The 16,945-nt window shown below is 56.3% G+C and carries 13 protein-coding genes; 7 read left to right on the top strand and 6 right to left on the bottom strand.

Annotation, left to right across the window (positions count from 1 at the left end):
- Positions 1-57: 57 nt before the first annotated feature.
- On the top strand, positions 58-840 hold the full coding sequence (locus tag AC222A_RS04335) for an exodeoxyribonuclease III (RefSeq protein WP_372749681.1): 783 nt from the start codon (positions 58-60) through the stop codon (positions 838-840).
- 20 nt (positions 841-860) lie between these two features.
- Here the strand turns inward: AC222A_RS04335 and AC222A_RS04330 are convergent, their stop codons facing one another.
- Positions 861-3,629 carry a class I adenylate cyclase domain-containing protein gene (locus tag AC222A_RS04330; protein ID WP_486774667.1) on the bottom strand — a complete coding sequence of 923 codons (2,769 nt, stop codon included), beginning with the start codon at positions 3,627-3,629 and terminating at the stop codon, positions 861-863.
- 220 nt (positions 3,630-3,849) lie between these two features.
- On the opposite strand from AC222A_RS04330, the gene AC222A_RS04325 reads away from it, so the two are divergent.
- The 5 genes from AC222A_RS04325 to AC222A_RS04305 all read left to right on the top strand — a co-directional run bounded on the left by AC222A_RS04325 (position 3,850) and on the right by AC222A_RS04305 (position 8,412).
- The gene (locus AC222A_RS04325; protein WP_372749886.1) at positions 3,850-4,176 is read left to right on the top strand and encodes a hypothetical protein; all 327 of its coding nucleotides are present in this window, start codon (positions 3,850-3,852) and stop codon (positions 4,174-4,176) included.
- Between the two features lie 163 nt (positions 4,177-4,339).
- Positions 4,340-5,458, top strand: a complete 1,119-nt coding sequence (gene ftsY, locus AC222A_RS04320) for a signal recognition particle-docking protein FtsY (protein ID WP_372749887.1) — start codon at positions 4,340-4,342, stop codon at positions 5,456-5,458.
- A 46-nt stretch (positions 5,459-5,504) separates the two neighbouring features.
- Positions 5,505-6,176 carry a cell division ATP-binding protein FtsE gene (gene ftsE / locus AC222A_RS04315; RefSeq protein ID WP_372749888.1) on the top strand — a complete coding sequence of 224 codons (672 nt, stop codon included), beginning with the start codon at positions 5,505-5,507 and terminating at the stop codon, positions 6,174-6,176.
- The gene (gene ftsX / locus AC222A_RS04310; protein WP_372781478.1) at positions 6,173-7,180 is read left to right on the top strand and encodes a permease-like cell division protein FtsX; all 1,008 of its coding nucleotides are present in this window, start codon (positions 6,173-6,175) and stop codon (positions 7,178-7,180) included. The genes ftsE and ftsX overlap by 4 nt, the downstream gene beginning before the upstream one ends.
- A gap of 206 nt (positions 7,181-7,386) precedes the next feature.
- The gene (locus AC222A_RS04305) at positions 7,387-8,412 is read left to right on the top strand and encodes a hypothetical protein (RefSeq protein WP_372781476.1); all 1,026 of its coding nucleotides are present in this window, start codon (positions 7,387-7,389) and stop codon (positions 8,410-8,412) included.
- A gap of 107 nt (positions 8,413-8,519) precedes the next feature.
- Here AC222A_RS04305 and AC222A_RS04300 read toward each other — a convergent pair whose 3' ends face one another.
- From AC222A_RS04300 to AC222A_RS04285, 4 genes are all read right to left on the bottom strand, one after another.
- Entirely contained in the window at positions 8,520-9,284 is a 765-nt protein-coding gene (locus tag AC222A_RS04300; RefSeq protein WP_372749468.1) for an SDR family NAD(P)-dependent oxidoreductase, read from the bottom strand.
- A 12-nt stretch (positions 9,285-9,296) separates the two neighbouring features.
- The gene (locus AC222A_RS04295; RefSeq protein WP_372781474.1) at positions 9,297-10,319 is read right to left on the bottom strand and encodes a phosphotransferase family protein; all 1,023 of its coding nucleotides are present in this window, start codon (positions 10,317-10,319) and stop codon (positions 9,297-9,299) included.
- Positions 10,320-10,330: 11 nt separating this feature from the next.
- On the bottom strand, positions 10,331-11,554 hold the full coding sequence (locus tag AC222A_RS04290; RefSeq protein WP_372759213.1) for an acyl-CoA dehydrogenase family protein: 1,224 nt from the start codon (positions 11,552-11,554) through the stop codon (positions 10,331-10,333).
- 73 nt (positions 11,555-11,627) lie between these two features.
- Positions 11,628-12,290: a histidine phosphatase family protein gene (locus AC222A_RS04285; protein WP_372749471.1), complete on the bottom strand. Its 663-nt coding sequence runs from the start codon at positions 12,288-12,290 to the stop codon at positions 11,628-11,630.
- A 105-nt stretch (positions 12,291-12,395) separates the two neighbouring features.
- On the opposite strand from AC222A_RS04285, the gene AC222A_RS04280 reads away from it, so the two are divergent.
- On the top strand, positions 12,396-13,280 hold the full coding sequence (locus AC222A_RS04280; protein ID WP_372749472.1) for a LysR family transcriptional regulator: 885 nt from the start codon (positions 12,396-12,398) through the stop codon (positions 13,278-13,280).
- Between the two features lie 3 nt (positions 13,281-13,283).
- Here AC222A_RS04280 and AC222A_RS04275 read toward each other — a convergent pair whose 3' ends face one another.
- Positions 13,284-16,916: an EAL domain-containing protein gene (locus AC222A_RS04275; RefSeq protein ID WP_486774666.1), complete on the bottom strand. Its 3,633-nt coding sequence runs from the start codon at positions 16,914-16,916 to the stop codon at positions 13,284-13,286.
- Between the last annotated feature and the right edge of the window lie 29 nt (positions 16,917-16,945).

Below are 16,945 nucleotides of genomic sequence, written 5' to 3'. Positions count from 1 at the left end.
ATTGCAGGGTGGCTGGCTGCGAGCACTGTATCTTACCGAGAGCTTATTGGGTTATTAATGAGAATAATCAGCTTTTGTGCCAACGGCATTGAAGACGCCGCCCAGCGCGGGTTTTTCGAATGGATTGAAGAGCAGGACGCTGACATCATCTGTATTCAGAACATTGGTGTTCAGGAGTACAAGCTGCGTGATCCCAAGTTCTTTCCGTCGGAGTACAACGCGTATTTCTTCGACGCAGCTGAACCCAATACCAACGGTGTGGCCATTTATACCCGGCGACTGCCCAAGGCTATTATGTATGGCCTGGGGTTTACCGATTTCGATATGGAAGGCCGCTATATCCAGGCGGATTTCGACGAGCTCAGTGTTGGTTGTCTGCTGGCACCAAGCGGTTACCCCAAGGATGCCAAAGCTCAGGCGCGCAAGGGCGAATTTTTTGACCTGTATTACAACCACCTGAACAAGATTCGCAACAAACGTCGTGAGTTCGTGATCTGTGGCAACTGGAATATGGTGCACCGCAACATCGATGTGCAAGAGCCGGATGCCGTCCAGGGTATGTCCGGGTTTCTCGGCGAAGAGCAGCAGTGGATGGAGCGGCTGTTTCACGAGCTGGGCTATGTCGATGCCTTCCGGCAGGTTAACCGCGACGCGGACGAATTTACCTGGTGGCCCGACGGTGACCAGAACAGCAGTGGCTGGCGGGTGGATTACCAGATTGTGTCGAACCGTTTTAAACCGTATATCGAATACGGCACCATCTACAAAAACCAGCAGTTTGGGGATCATGCGCCCCTGATCATGGATTACGATTACGAACTGCCAGAAGCAGAATTCTAAGCGCCCCCAGCAGGGTGCAGCTAACCTGTTGTTGTAGCCAGCTCAGCCAGCAGCGCTGAATTCAGGGCTTCCTCTATCTGTACTTTATGGCGCAATGCCTCACCAAGACGCTGCCCCGCGTTGACACCTTCCTGCGCGCGGTCGCGATAAAGAATCTGGTTCACGTAACAAAAGCGCAGCTGGTGTGGCGGCAGCTGCTCGCGAATGTAATCGGCGGCGTGCTTCAGAATGTCTTTCCCGTACTGGGCAAAGTGCAGGGTTTTCTGGTTGATTTTCAGGTCGAAGCGAGCACCGTCATCGTCGGTGCGCGAGGCCAGCATATTCACCACAATACGCAGTCTATCCGAGCGCAGCTGCTGAGCGAGCGGTTCAACGAGCGGGCGACCGTTACGCTCAACCAATTCGTACCAAGCCACGGCGCAGTTGTTGAAGTAGTTCTTGCGCAGGCTGTCGATAAAGTTTTTCAGTTGGCCGAGCATGATACTGCTGTCGTCGCAGAGCAGTGACTGATAGTGAATGCCACCGCGGCCATCAATAACATAAATGTCGGCTGCTTCCTCACGCCTTTGGAACACTATGCGCAGCGCACCGGGGCTCTGCAGCTCACTGACACAGCGCAGGGCTTGTAGGTTTGCGTTATCGCGGCTCACCTCAATACGGCTGTTGGCGTGCTCGCTGCCAGCCAGCAACTGGGTAAGGTCGCTGAAGTTCGACGCGGCGCGCAGGCGGACCGTGTTCCTGTGGCGCTGAAAACAGTAATAAGTGCGACCAGCCTCAAAAATAAAACGATCGCCGTCCCCCGCTTTGTCAAAAAACGCCATTACGGGCTGCAGGTCGTCGTTAAACTGGCTCGCGTAGCGCTCAGCGCTTAAAGAAAAGGGTTTGATCTGCAGCGCTATCGGTTGTTTCTGGCTCACCGTTGCCGCCAGTACATACTGCATCGCTTTGGCGGCTGCGTGGCTGTCGGTAAAGCTTTTGCAGATCACCTCGCCCCAACTGGTGACGTTGACTATATCGACATGTCCCACAAGTGGAGTGTCGAAAGAAGAACGTTGGCTGGCGCTGCCCACAATGCAGGTCAGCGATTGCGTATAGCGCGCACTTTCAAAGCGTTGATGATACTCGGGGTGGGTGGCGTAGGCCGAGTCAGGCAGGATGCCTGCAAGCTGCTTGACCAGGTTTTCCAGCTTGCCGCGATGGTGATCCGGATGATCCGACGCTAGATGAAAGCGGGTGTCGCCGTCGATCAGGCCATTGCACAAACACCAGCAAATGAGCGCAGGCAGGCTGTCGCTTTCGCGTAGCGCCGTGCTGCTGTGCCAGTTCACCAGCGTGACCTTGCCGGCTATTAGCGCCCAGCTGGGCTTGTCGGGGTCGGCCTTGCCCAAGTAGCAGAAGCTTAAGTTTTTTTCTGCCAAGTCTTCGGAGATGCCGCTGTTGATCCAGTCGATCTTGTCCGGTTGGCGTTCGAATGCGGAAAACAGTTTGCGGCCCAGCACGCTCATTTCTCGGGAGCTGATCAGTTGGTCGGCCTGGTTCCGGGTGGCGAAGTTCTGTAGAAATCGGTAGCTGCCGGTTAGCTCGCGCACCAGTTCCAGGTGCTCCTCGCGCACTCGGGTTACCCGCCAGCTGTCGCGCATGTCGAGGTTGTGCAGCTGCTCATTGCTCCAGCCCCATTGCCTGACGAGCTCTTCGAGCACATTTTCCCGCCACCCAAGATAATTGCTGCGGCGGCTCAGTTTGAGCTCGGTCTTGAAATAGAAGGCGCGGCGCAGCAAGTTCAGGCGCAGCGGCTCGTCGCGCTGCTCTAGGTAAGCTTCCAGGCGCTGATAAATCATCGTGTAGGGGTCGTGTGGTTCCGCCCGCCACTGGGGTTGGTGCAGTTGGCGCTTTAATGTTTCCGATAGGGTGTGATTATCAGGGTGGGCGCTGGCGTAAGCTTCAATCAAGAGCAGCTTGATCAGCGACTTATGGGGTTGGCTGATGGCTTTGAATAGCTGCCAGATGCCGGCGCCCACGTACTCCCCAGCTGGAATCTGATGCACATTGCCAAAATCTAGGGTCAGTCGGCCAATGCGCTTGTGTTTGTGGTGAAGCTCGGCGAGCGCGCCATCGTAGTCCGTGGTGTCGGGAGAAATCAGCCACCAGGCCGGATACTTACCGGCGACAAGTATGGCGCTGCGGTAAAATTCGTCCAGTAAAAGGAAGTGTTGCGTGCTGCCGCAGTCTTCGGCGTTCAGGGCCTTGCGTTCACCGGCGCGGAAAGCCTGCGCCGACATCAGGAAAAAATGTATTTCCAGCCCTAGTGCTTTGTTGGCGTAGTGGCTCAGGTCTTCGCATTTCTGGTTCAGTGCGGCTCGATCGCCGTCGCTCAGGTCGGCGCGGTGGCAAACCCACACATCGATGTCTGAACTGGGTGCGTGGGCCACACTGCCGATCGAGCCCATCAGAAACAGCGCTTCCAGATCGTGATTTTTGTCTGCCGAGGGGGTGTACTGAAAACTATTAGCCAGATGCCGTTTAACGCGCTGCACCATTTCTGGCGAGGGCTGGTAGCCGCTCAGCCCCGCCGGGCATTGTAGCGACTGGAAGCCGGGCAGGACGGGGTGATTGCAATGAAAAAACAGGGGTAGGAAATCCAGAAACAACTGCTGGCGGGGGCCGAGCAGGGAGCGGGCACGCTCCAGCCGCAGCTGGTTCATGGTTTGTAACCGCTTGAAAACCTCTTTGATGTCAGGGGCTTGGCGATGAAAAAATCGACGAAACCCGGCACTCAATGGCTGCAACATTGCTGGACGCTGTGCTCCCCGGCGGCCGAAAGGTGTGGCTCGCAAGCCAAAAGCTGCCTAAACATTCTCCTGTAATCCTGTGATATGCAAGCCATTTTTTTATATTGATGCAGACACTATTCCGGCATCGCGCTATTATGGTTTAGACCATAAGTATCTGCTGCTGATCGGCGTGAACGGCCCCGGTCAGCGCTACAATAACTCCGTGGAGGTTGTTCCCATGAAAACACGCTCGCCTGTCGCACGCTGGTTTAATGCGCTCTGCCTGTCTCTGGCTCTGATAATACCGCAATTGTCGGTTGCTGACGTGGTAAAGCAGCAGCCGACCGCCCTAGCGATGGCGACGGATACAGTCATCGTGCGTCCAGTCATGCTGGCCGTTACTGTGGTGGGAACCGCCTTTTTTCTGGTGAGTTTGCCGTTTTCAGCCTTGGGCGGCAATGTCGGCCAGGCAGCGGACACCCTGATGGTACAGCCGGCGGCCAACACCTTCCTGCGTTGTCTGGGCTGTACCCGCATGGAATACCGAGAGCGTGACGAAGACTGAGTTTCACATTCCTCTCGGATGACTACCTATACCGGGCGGCAGCTCCTTTAAGGGGGCCACATCGCTCCCGGAATCCTTTAGAATAGCCGCAATCTCCGGTGCGCCCCATCAGGGCGCGCACCGCGTTCCGTAATATCCCCGGTGCGCACCTCCGGCACCGCATGTGACATTACACTCCCAGGCAAGGATTTGGATAGTGGAAGACACCCCCTCACCAAAGAAGGGCTTTTTTGATCGGATAAAGGCTGGTTTGACCGGGTCTGAAGAGGATCTGGCAGCCGCTGAAGGTTTTATCGATGACGCCGAACTAGCGCCCTGGCAGCATGTTGAGCTGACCGACGAGCAGCGCATGCGCCTGTTCGAGCGCCTCACCCGTGGTCTGCAACAGACCGGCGCCAACATCGGGCAGGGGCTGGGCAACCTGATTCTCGGTCGCAAAGCTATTGATGACGACCTGCTGGAAGACATCGAAACCCAGCTGCTGATGGCTGATATTGGTATCGATGCCACGCAGCAGATCATCGACAACATCACCGATGCGGTTAAACGCAATCAATTATCTGATCCGGAAGCCTTGTATCAGGCGTTGCAGCAGGAGCTGACAGCACTGTTGGCGCCGGCGCAGTCGGAGCTGGTGATCGAAGAGGCCCATAAACCCTATGTCATTCTGGTGGTGGGTGTAAACGGTGTTGGCAAAACCACCACCATCGGCAAGTTGGCAAAACAACTTCAAGTGCTGGGCAAGTCGGTCATGCTGGCAGCCGGCGACACATTTCGCGCCGCTGCGGTCGAGCAGTTGCAGGTCTGGGGTGACCGCAACAAGGTACCGGTAATTGCCCAGCACACTGGCGCAGATTCTGCGTCGGTGATTTTCGACGCCCTTCAGGCAGCCAAATCCCGCGACGTGGACGTTTTGATCGCGGATACGGCGGGTCGACTGCACAACAAAGACAACCTGATGGAAGAGCTGAAAAAGGTTGTTCGGGTAATGAAGAAAATCGACGATACCGCACCCCACGAAGTGATGCTGGTGCTGGATGCCGGCACCGGGCAGAACGCATTGACTCAGGCGAAACACTTCCAGCAGGCGGTCGGTGTGTCCGGCGTCACCCTGACCAAGCTCGATGGTACCGCCAAAGGCGGTATTATCTTTGCCATCAGCCAACAGCTTGGTATTCCCATTCGCTTCATTGGTATTGGTGAAGGCATTGGTGACCTGCGACCATTTCGCGCTGACGAATTTGTGGAGGCGTTGTTTGCCCGCCGAGCAGACGAAGCATAGGATAGGTTGCCTCCAACATGACAACTGTCCGGACGATAACTAATTCATGATCCAGTTTGATGACGTCTGCAAGCGCTACCCCGGTGGCCACTCGGCGCTCAATCATCTGAGTTTTCAGGTGGAACGCAACGAGATGGTGTTTCTCACTGGGCACAGCGGTGCGGGCAAGAGTACGCTGCTGAAATTGATCATGATGATGGAGCGCCCTACGTCGGGACAGGTCTTTGTCGACGGTAAAAATCTCAATCGTCTGTCGGCGCGCAAAATTCCGCAGCACCGACGCGGTGTCGGCGTGGTATTTCAGAATCATCAGCTGTTGTTTGATCGCAGTGTGTTCGACAACGTGGCCCTGCCGCTGATTATTGCCGGTTTTCAGCCGCGTGATGTGGGTCGACGGGTGCGGGCGGCATTGGACAAGGTCGGTTTGCTCGACAAGGAAAAGAAGAATCCGGTCACTCTATCTGGTGGTGAACAGCAGCGTGTGGGTATCGCGCGCGCTGTGGTGAACAAGCCAGCCTTGTTGTTGGCGGACGAGCCCACCGGCAACCTCGACCCGGAGCTATCGGCCGAGATCATGAATCTGTTCGAACAGTTCAATCAGGTCGGCGTAACAGTGATGATTGCCAGTCATGATCTGTCGCTGATTGAGCGGATGCCTTACCGGGTGCTCACACTCAAGGAAGGGCAGATGTTGCGCAGCGCGGCGGTGAGCTCATGAGTGCCACGCCAACGCGTAAACCGCGACGCTCACCCCCGGAACAGAAAACGCCGGGGCTGGGCGCCAGCCTTGCCCCGATCGGATTGAAAGAACGCTGGCACGGCTACTGGGCCAATCAGCGGCAGGTGGGAAAGCAAACACTGCAGCGACTGCTCGGTGAGCCCGCCTCGACGGCGATGACAGTCCTAGTGATCGGTATCGCCTTGGCGCTGCCGTTAGTCATGATGGTTGCGTTGTCCAATATAGAACAGCTCGGACGGGGCTGGGATGGATCTGCCCGGATTTCACTGTTCCTCGATAAGAAGCTCAACGACCGGGATAGCGAAGCCTTTGCATCGCGCCTGCGGCAGCGCCCGGAGATTGCGGCGGTCGACTATCGCTCATCGCGTCAGGCGCTGGATGAATTCCGTAGTCTCTCTGGCTATGGTGATGTGCTCAATTCACTCGACAGCAACCCGCTGCCGGCGGTGGTGTTGATTACACCAAAAGATAAGGCGCCGGCGCAGAGTCGATTGCTGCTGACAATGCTGTCGGCAATGCCGGAAGTGGCGCAGGCCAAACTTGATCTGGAGTGGGTGCAGCGACTGCAGGCAATGATGGACATCGGCAAACGTATAACACTGGCGATGGCTTTTCTGCTGGTGCTTGGCGTCTTGCTGGTCATTGGCAACACTATCAAGCTGGCGATTGAAGCGCGTCGCGATGAAATCGTGGTGGTGAAGCTGGTGGGTGGCACCGATGCTTTTGTAAGACGCCCCTTTCTGTTTACGGGCTTCTGGTACGGGCTTGGTGGCGGTTTGGTAGCGTGGCTGATTTTGCAAATCAGTCTGCTGCTGGTGGCCGGCCCGGTATCGGCCCTGGCTGGGCTGTACGATAGCCAATACACCCTGATGGGGCTTGGCTTCGGCAATACACTAATGCTCTGGTTTACCAGTGGCTTTCTCGGCTGGATGGGCGCCTTTCTAGTGGTGGGTCGCCAGCTCAAGGAGATTGAGCCGCGCTAAACACTGCGGTTGCTACAGGCGAGGCGTTCGATCTCTAACTCTCATTTTTATGTCGCTGCGTGTGGTGGCTTCGTGTCGTGGGTGGCCAGCCTGCCACTGCCACGCAAACCTCTAACAGAGCAGCCGCAGTGGACAACACTGACCTCCTCAGTCAAACTTCATAAACCAAAAAAAATATTATGAAATAAGATTCTCAAGGGGGATTTATGTCCGGTCGACTATATGTATTGCTAATGCTTGGTGTGAGCACACTGTTAACAGCCTGCGCGTCAAACCATGTTGCCAACAGCGAGCAGATTGAAATGCGCGCTATGGAGCAGGCTGGCAATGCTGACATCACACCGAAAGACGCGATTCAACGCGCGTCAGAGGCTTACGAGAAAGCCATCGCTGATGAATTACTGTTTTATGCGCCGTCTCATATGGAGAATGCAAAGGCGAAACTCTCACAGGCGATCAAGACGAATCACACCGCCAAAGCCCCTGAAGACGAAGTAGAAGCGCTGAGCGCGGCTTTCGCTGCCAGCAAATTGGTCGCTGATGCGTACACCAATAGAGAAAATGTAGAGACGCATTTGAGCAAGGTGTTGGAGCACCGTGAAGTTCTGCTGGAGGTGCAGTCCGATAACGTGCATCCAAAGCTGTTCCGCAAAGCGGTCAATCAACTGGAAGGCTTGATCAGGGATATTGAAGGCGGCCAGCTGGCGAAGGCAAAAGACAAAGAGGCGTCGGTGCTGGCGTACTACGCCAAAGTTGAAATTGAGACCATGAAGACGCAGCATCTCAGTAAGGCTGTTGAGAAACTGGGCGAAGCCGAGTCCATTGGAGCTGATGAAAATGCTCAGCTTACCTTTGAAAAGGCGGAAGAGGCTGTCGACTACGCCAACAACTTTATAGAAGCCAACTATCGAGACCGCGACGGCATAAAGCGCGTGTGTCACAAGGCTCTGGTCGCTGCTAAACATGCATACTATGTTGCGGAAGAGTCAGCCAGGCTGGTTGAAATAGGGGAGAAAGAAGCAGAGCAGTATGTGCTCTACATTGGATCCTTGTTGCAGCGAGTTAATGAAAATGTCGGTATAGCGGATTTTCAGGCCTTGCCTCTCAGAGAGCAGGCGCGAGAGCTGGCTGAGGCCTTCAAGATCGAAGCCCGCAAGCGTGAAACTCTATCAGAGCGCGAGCTGAACGAGGTGGACGCGGTAACTGAAGAAGAAAACCAAGCAATAATGTAAGTAAGTTGCTGCGAGCCGGGTACCGCGTTACCCCCCGGCCTTGGTAAACCTGAACACTGCGCGGGATTGTTCGGTCCACTCGCTGATAGCAGTTGTCACTGTGCCGTTTACAATGACTGCAGCAAATGCCCGCCATCGACCGGCAGTGCCACACCGGTCATAAACGATCCGGCTTCGCTGGCCAGCAGTAGCAGTGGGCCGCTCAACTCGTCCAGTTGGCCGAGCCGTTGCGGCGGAATCCTGTTCAGATAGCTTTTGCCTTTGTCAGTCTGAAAAAAATCGCTGTTTAGCTCAGTTTCAAAATAGCCGGGGCACAGTGCATTGACGCGTATATTTTTGCGCCACAGTTCCAGTGCCTGGGTTTTGGTGAGCTGTACTACGCCGGCTTTGGCGGTCGCGTAAAAAGTCTGATCGAGCCCGGGTTGCAAGCCGAGGATGGAGGCGACATTGATAATGCTGCCGCCGCGCTGGGCCTTAACCAATCGGCGCGCGGCTTCTTGGGCAACACGCCACACCGCTTTGAGATTGGTGTCCATAGTGAAATCCCAGCCTGCTTCGTCGCCATCGAGGAAGCGGCTTGGCGCCGCGACACCGGCGTTATTGACCAGAATATCAACCGTGTCAAAGTGGGTTTCGGCGGCATCGAAGGCCGCGCTGATGGAATCGGCGTCGGTGACATCCATGGCCGCTGCCAAGGCTTCTCCGCCGCTCTGGGTAATTGCGTTGACCAGCGAATGCAGCCGGTCAACGCGGCGTGCGCCGACCACCACGCGTGCACCAGCCTGCGCCAACACTTTGGCAAAATGCTCGCCGAGGCCGCTGGATGCACCGGTAACCAAGGCTACTCGGCCCGACAGTGAAAAGTTGTCCATCAGTAAATTTCCTTAACCGTTTTCTGCGGTTGCCAGACCCAGCTCTGCGAGCGGGCGGGCAAGCGCGCCATAGGCGGTGGCTTTGTCGCTGGATGCATTGCCGTCCAGCGCCCGTTTCTGGATTCCCTGCAAAATGGCGCTTAAGCGGAAAAATGAAAACGCCAGATAAAAGGTCCAGTGGTCAATGCAGTCAATGCCGCGGCGCTCGCAATAGCGCGCGACGTAATCTTCTTCGGTGGGAATCCCCAGTGCTGTTCGATCGATATCGCCCAAGCCGGGTATGGCCGCATCGGAGGGAATGCGCCACTGCATGCACTGGTACGCCAGGTCAGCGTAGGGATGGCCGAGGGTGGATAGCTCCCAGTCCAGGAGGGATACTACCCGATTCTCACTGGGGTGAAACATCATGTTGTCGAGGCGAAAGTCGCCGTGATTGATGCACACCAAACCATCGTCTTTAGGCTTGTTTGCTTCCAGCCACTGTATCAGGTCTTCCATGGCGGGTATGTGTTCAGTCTCGCTGGCACGGTACTGCGTGGTCCAGCGACCAAGCTGGCGTTCAAAATAATTGCCTGGCTTGCCGTAGTCAGCCAAACCAACAGTGGCAGGGGATACGCTGTGTAGATCGGCTAACACCTGGTTCATGGCGTCATAGATTGCCGTGCGGTCGGCTCTGGATTGCTCCGGCAGGGCAGCGTTCCAGAAGATACGGCCTTCGACGAAATCCATCACGTAAAACATGGAGCCAATGATTGATTCATCTTCACACAGCACACGCATGGCTGGTACCGGTACTGGTGTGTCGGCCAACGCACGCATCACGCGAAACTCGCGGTCTACCGCGTGGGCTGACTTGAGTAAATTGCCCGGCGGCTTGCGCCGCAGTACATAACGGCCAGTTTCAGCGGTGATGAGGTAAGTGGGGTTGGATTGGCCCCCGGCAAATTTTTCGGCGTTGATGGGGCCGCGAAAACCTTCGATATGGTGTTCCAGGTAGGCGGTAAGCGCCTCTGTATCCAGTTCGAAACCGGTCATGGTTATCTTCCTCAGGCAGAATAGCGGTCGATGATTTTCTTGCCCAATGCCATTTGATGGACTTGGTCAGGACCATCGGCCTGACGACACCAGCGGGCATAGTTGAAGGCTTCGGCCATAAAGTAGTCTTCGGTCAGGCCGCCGGCGCCATGTAACTGCATACAGCGATCAATAACCGTCTGTACCAGCAGCGGTATGGTGGTCTTGGTGGCCGCGATCATGTCGACTGAGGCAGGCACGCCTTCGCGGTCTATTTTGTCGCAGGTTTTCAGTACCAGCAGCCGGCCCATTTCGATTTCGGAGAAGCTTCTGGAGATATCCTCGCGCACTGACTGGTGTTTGCTCAAGGGACGCCCAAACGTGCTGCGCGACACTGCTCGCTGGCAGGCAAGCTCCAGCGCGCGCTGGGCAGCACCAATCAGTCGCATGCAGTGATGCATGCGGCCAGGTCCGAGTCTGCTCTGGGCGATTTCGAAACCGCGGCCTTCGCCCAGCAGTACGTTGTCGGCGGGTACCCGTACATTGTCGAAGACCAGCTCCGCATGCCCAATGGGGGCGTCATCGTAGCCCAGCGTGGTTAGCGGTCGAATGATTTGTAGTCCGGGTGTGTTCTTTGGGACCAGTACCTGAGTTTGTTGCAGGTGGCGATTGGGGTTCTCCGGGTCGGATTTGCCCATCACGATGAAAATCTTGGTGCGTTCGTACATCGCGCCGGTAATAAACCATTTACGACCATTGAGTACCCATTCGTCACCGTCGCGCTCGATACTAAGCTCAATGTTGGTTGCGTCGCTGGATGCCACCTGTGGCTCAGTCATGGCATAGGATGAACGGATCTCGCCGGCCAACAGAGGCTTTAGCCACTGTTCTTTTTGCGCCTGGGTACCAAAATTCATCAACACCTCCATATTGCCCGTGTCGGGCGCGTTGCAGTTAAACACCTCGGGGCTCCACTGTACGCGCCCCATCAGTTCGGCCAGCGGCGCATAGTCGCTGAAACTCAGTCCGTCGTGATCGGCGTAATGCGCGTGGGAGGGTGGGATAAACAGGTTCCACAGCCCCTCGGCTTTGGCCTTGGCTTTGAGGTCGTCCATGATGGGCAGCGCGGCAAAGCGGTTGTTTGCGCGATGTAGCTGTTCGGCGTAGGTTTTTTCGTTGGGGTAAATGTGCTTGTCGAAAAATACCTGCAAGCGAGCCAGAAGTTCTTGGGTTTGGGCTGACGGTGAAAAATCCATGCAAAGTCCTCGCGCGTGTCTGGTGGATCGTGGCCGGTGGGCTCTCGCAGGCCGCTCTAGCCAGTCGGGTTTGTCAGGTGTAGGTAATCAGTCGGCTATCGTCCGGGCTCTCCAGGTGAGGCACGGCGTTAAACGTGTTCAGGCGCAGGAGCTTCTGGTTACCGTAGTAGCGGGTAATGCCAGTGTTAAGGGCCTGCAGGTTGAGGTTGACCATGTTTTCCACGCTTAACTGCAGTGTCTCGCGAACCACCGCGCTGATAGGGCCGCCGGAACTGACGACCAGAACTCGGCCGCGGGGTTCGGTCAGTGCTGACAAGGTGCCTCTCACCCGCGATTCAAATGCCGCCCAGTCTTCTGCCACATCGATCAGTTCGCCGCGATTCCAGGCCAGCAAGGCATCGCGCAGGCAGCCGTAAAAGGCGCGTGCGTCTCGCGTGTCTACATTCGTATCCGGGTTGAGGGCCCGATAGGCGGTGACCAATGCGTGAAAATCAAACTCGTTGAGCCCGGGCAATTCTGTTGCTGGGGGCTGTTCTGACAGGGCCTCCAGCACACCCGCCAGTGTTTCCCGGTGGCGGCGCATGGTGCCGGTAAATATGGCATCGAAGGTCATCTGGCGGCGCACAAAGTAATCGCCGAGCAGGCGGGATTGCTCCCAGCCCACTTCGGTGAGCCGGTCGTAGTCATCGGTGCCAAAGGCCGCCTGGCCGTGTCGCACCATCAAAATCTCAGCCATTGCAGTGCTCCTGTGTAGGGGGAATCAGGATAGGGTGATTATTGTTATTAGTTAAATTGATCATTTTTATGGATTACTATAATACAGGCTTATAATATATGACCTATGAACCTGTCCCGACTCGATCTCAATCTGTTTATTGTGTTTGACGCAGTCTACGCCCAGCAGAGTTTGACTCGGGCGGCGGAGGTGCTGCATGTCACACAACCCGCAGTGAGTAATTCGCTGGCGCGGTTGCGTGAGCTTTTCGATGACCCCCTGTTTGTGCGCAGCAAGGGTGGCGTGCGCCCCACACCGCTGGCCCGGCAGCTGATCGAGCCGGTGCGGGCCGCGCTGGCTACGCTGAATGATTGTGTCAGTGCCCGCCTGGATTTCGACCCCGCAGTGGCGCAGCAGACCTTCCGCCTCCACGCTACTGAACAGGCCGAGTTCAATCTATTGCCGGCGCTATTACGTGCGCTGACCCGGCTGGCACCGGGGGTGCATCTTGAAGTGGTGTTTTTAAGTCGCCGCGAGGTACCCCTGGCTCTGGCCAGTGGTGAGCTGCAGCTGGCGCTGGATGCGCCTCTGCTCAATCACCCAGAGCTGCTTAGTAGTCCCCTTTACAGTGATCAGTATGTCTGTGCCTTTCGCGCGGGGCATCCGCTGGCTGGGGAACCCTTGACCCTGTCGCGCTATCTGGCCGCCGAACATATACACGTCTCCAGTCGTCTCAAGGGCAGTGGCCACGTGGATCTCGCTCTGCGGTCTATTGGTCAGCGCCGCCGCATTGCTTTGCGCTTGCAGCACTATGGTGCCTTGCCGGGGATACTGGAAGATTCGGATCTGGTGGCATCGATACCGGCAGGACTGGCCAGAACCTGGGGCTTAACAGTGACGGAATTGCCTTTTGAGACCGCGGCCACTGACCTGCACCTGTTCTGGCACAGAACGGCAGATCACGACCCGGCAATCATCTGGATGCGAGAGTTGATTAGTTCGCTGCAGTAAGGGTTAGTTGGCTATTAGGGTGCTGCGCAACATCGGTTTTCGAAATTGAAATGCGCGAACGTAGTCGATGATCTGATCTTTCGGCAGTGCCGGTGAAAAGTAGAAGCCTTGCACATAGCGGCAGTTCATACCCTGCAGGATAGCGAGCTGTCCTGCGGTTTCCACCCCTTCGGCGACCACATCTATTTTCAGGCTGTGGGCCATGGAAATGATGGCTTTGACCAAGGCTCGGGCTTCGAAGTCAGTTTCAATGCCGTGTACAAAGGATTTGTCGATTTTCACAATATCCACCGGGAATTTGCGCAGATAGCTCAGCGATGAGAAGCCGGTACCGAAATCGTCAATGGCAATTTTGATACCGGCGTTGCGCAGTTCGCACAGCTGGTCGATGGTTTCCGGCTGATCCTGCATCAGCAGATTTTCGGTGATTTCCACGGTGATATTCGGAAACTGGTCCTGCACTTTGAGGGTGTTCAGTACCGACTGGTGGTGGCGTCGTTCATCGGCAAATTCGCGCGTTGATTTATTGAAGGCAAGCGCCAAATGCCCGCCTGTTTCTCGGTTGATGGCAGCCAGATCCTGGCAGGACTTGAGCATAACGTACTGGCCGAGTTCGGCAATCATGCCGGTTTCTTCGGCAATGGGAATGAATTCAGCAGGCGAAATCGACCCCCAGCGCAGCAAGGCTTCGCATTTGGCTACTTGGCCGGATCGAATATCGATAATCGGCTGGTAGTGCACGCTCAGCTCATCGTTTTGCAGGGCACACGCCAATTGCGTATGTAATGAGTGGCGACGATCGGCCTCCAACTGCATGGATTCGGTAAAAAAGCGCACAGTATTGCGACCGGCCGCTTTGGCCGCGTACATAGCCTGGTCTGCATGCTGCAGTAGTGTGGTCACATCGCGACCGTCTTCGGGAAACAGGCTGACCCCAATGCTGGCGGTGGTAAATACCTGATGGCCATCGATCACTGCGGGGGCGTGCAGTGACTGCACCAGGTTGTCAGCAATCAGTGCGCAGTGACGTGTGCCCTTGATACCGTCCAGTAATATGGTGAACTCGTCACCTCCCAGGCGGGCTACCGTGTCCGAGCCACGCACGGCGTGGCGGAAACGCTGGCCTATTTCAGCCAGCAGGGCATCGCCGGCACTGTGACCCAAAGAGTCATTGATGTTCTTGAAGTGATCCAGGTCGATAAACAGCACGGCCAGGTTACGCCGTTCCCGGTGGCTGGATTGCAGCGCGTGCGCAAGGCGCTCAGTAAACAGGTTGCGATTGGGCAGATTGGTGACCGGGTCGAACATGGCCTGCCGGGCAATGGTGGCATCGGCGCGCCGGATGGCTGAAATATCCTGCACTACCCCCTGCAACAGCACGACCTCATTGCCCTCCCAAACGGGCTCGATCATGTGGCGCAGCCAGATATTGCTCCGACCACCCTCATTGATCAGCAGCTCAAAGTGCTGTGCCTCGCCAGTTTGAATGGCTTCCTGGATGCGATGTTCAACGATTCGGCGATTGGCTTCATCGTAACGATCCAGCCAACGGCGTGGCCGCTCATCGATCAGTGGAATGGGCGACACACCGTGCAGGCGGAATACCTCGCTGGACACGTATTCCTGACCATTACGCAGATCTAGCTCCCAGCCACCCACGTCGGCGATGCGACCGACTCGTCGCAGTATGCCTTCGTTGCGCTGCAGCTTGGAATCTACTTCATGGCTGGACTGAAACTGACGGATAACCGTATACAAGATCAGTGAGGCGATGCCTGTGGTCAGCAACCCCACCAGCTTGAGCCATTGAATCAGTGGCGGATAGTTACCCCAGCCGCCGATGGGTGTGGCGGCGATTTCCCACTCAACGGCACCAAGTGAGACGGGCATGATGACCGGGTCAGTCGCAAATACCCGCTCTGCCCCAAAAAAGGCGCGCGAGCTTTCGCCGGTGAAGCGCTGGTTGCCGTGCCGCAGTGCTATATCGATCAGCAAATGCTGGGCGTTCAGCCCCACATTGTCGAGCAGGCCGTCAAAATCTATGGGCGCTGATACGATGCCCCAGAACGTGTGCTCCCCAGAGGTCACGTCATTCAAAAATACCGGCGCCCGACCGATGATCGCCCTTCCACCCTGAACGAGCTCCAGTGGACCGGCAACCACCAGACTGCGGCTGTCTCGGGCAAGTTCCACCATAGGACGCTGGACTTCATTGCGGTGGTAGTTCAGCCCGATAGCCTTTTGATTGCCGGCCAGCGGGTAGATCATTTTGATAGTGAGATCCGGCGCGGCCGCGATATTGATAAGCAGCGGCTCAAGATCAATCAGCGTGCCGACAAAATCGCTGAAGCGTTGTTGGTCGACCGTGGGCTCTGCGCTGATCATTCCCACGACCGATCGCAGCAGGGCGAAATTGCGGTGTATTACCTCTTCGAGCTTTTGCCGGTATTGAACAATTTCATTCCAGACATCACGGCGTTGAGAATCCAGGTAGCTTGCTTTCAGCTGGTGCTCAACAATCCAGATTACCGGGATAAGTACGCTGGCCAGTACCAGTGGCGCGCTGATTCTGGCGGGCAACATCAATACCGCGATGGTCAGTACGATTACGGCGCAGATAGCGCCGACGATCCAATTCCATCGGCTCTCAGCGGGAAGCTGATTGGCAACAGGCGAGAAAAACAGCGACTCGCCAGGGTAGGAGCCAGCAACCAGCCCAGCAGTTTTCAGCAGATGGTGGCTTTGTTGCCAACGCTCTGGTTCATTCTGACCAATGCGGACATTGGGATAGAACATATACTCCGGGCTTTGGCGGGCAAACGCGGCGTTGTAATGTTCGGCAGAGGCGTAGTGCACCTGATAACGCGGCAAGGATGAGATCTTTGCTGCCATTTCATCCCGGTGCTGCATGGCGTATTCCCAGCCGCGTAGGCTTGCCTGCACAAAGCGTTGAACCGCATCCGGGGAGCGGTCGATGACCCGCTGATGGGTGTACAGGGTGTCGCCGTAGAAAGCGCGCTCAGCGTCGGCAATGTTGAGTCGTCGAATGGCCAGCCCCCGCTCGTAGGCAGCTTCCTGTGCCGAAACGCCGTAGGTCAGCAAAGCGTCGGCGCGACCATTCAAAAGGGTGTCCAGCGTGAGGGGTTCGTCCACCAGCTGTGGTGGTGTCAGGCGTGATTGCCGGCTGCCCAACAGGGCCTGAAACTCGCGGGTGATATAGTCGTCCCGGTTGACGGCAATTCGCAGACCGGCAAGATCTCGCAGCGAGCGAAGCTTGGTATTCGCCAACGTCACGATGGCTCCAGGGGTTTTCTGGAAAATCGGTGCCAATATAACCAAGGCATGTCCTTTGTCGCGCCCGGCAAGGATGTCTAGCCCGCCAATGGCGAAATCTGCGGAACCCTGAATGAGTGCTGCCTGTGGATCCGTGTACTGACCATCCTCTGCAAAGGCTGAGCGCAGTGTCACCTCCAGTCCGGCTTCCTTGTAGTAACCCTGCCACAGCGCAGCGTAGTAGCCTGCAAACTGGAATTCATGCTCCCATTTCAGCTGCAATACCATGCGCTCGGCCGCTGCCACGGGCAGTGCCAGCACGAGCATAAGCATGGTGAATGTGTGAATCAGCGGTTTGAACAAAAGAAAAATACCTGCATTACCCCATCGTT

The organism is Litorivivens sp. (genome assembly GCF_057445395.1).
Note: the sequence above shows the minus strand (reverse complement) of the source record. Positions and strands in the feature narration are given on the sequence as shown.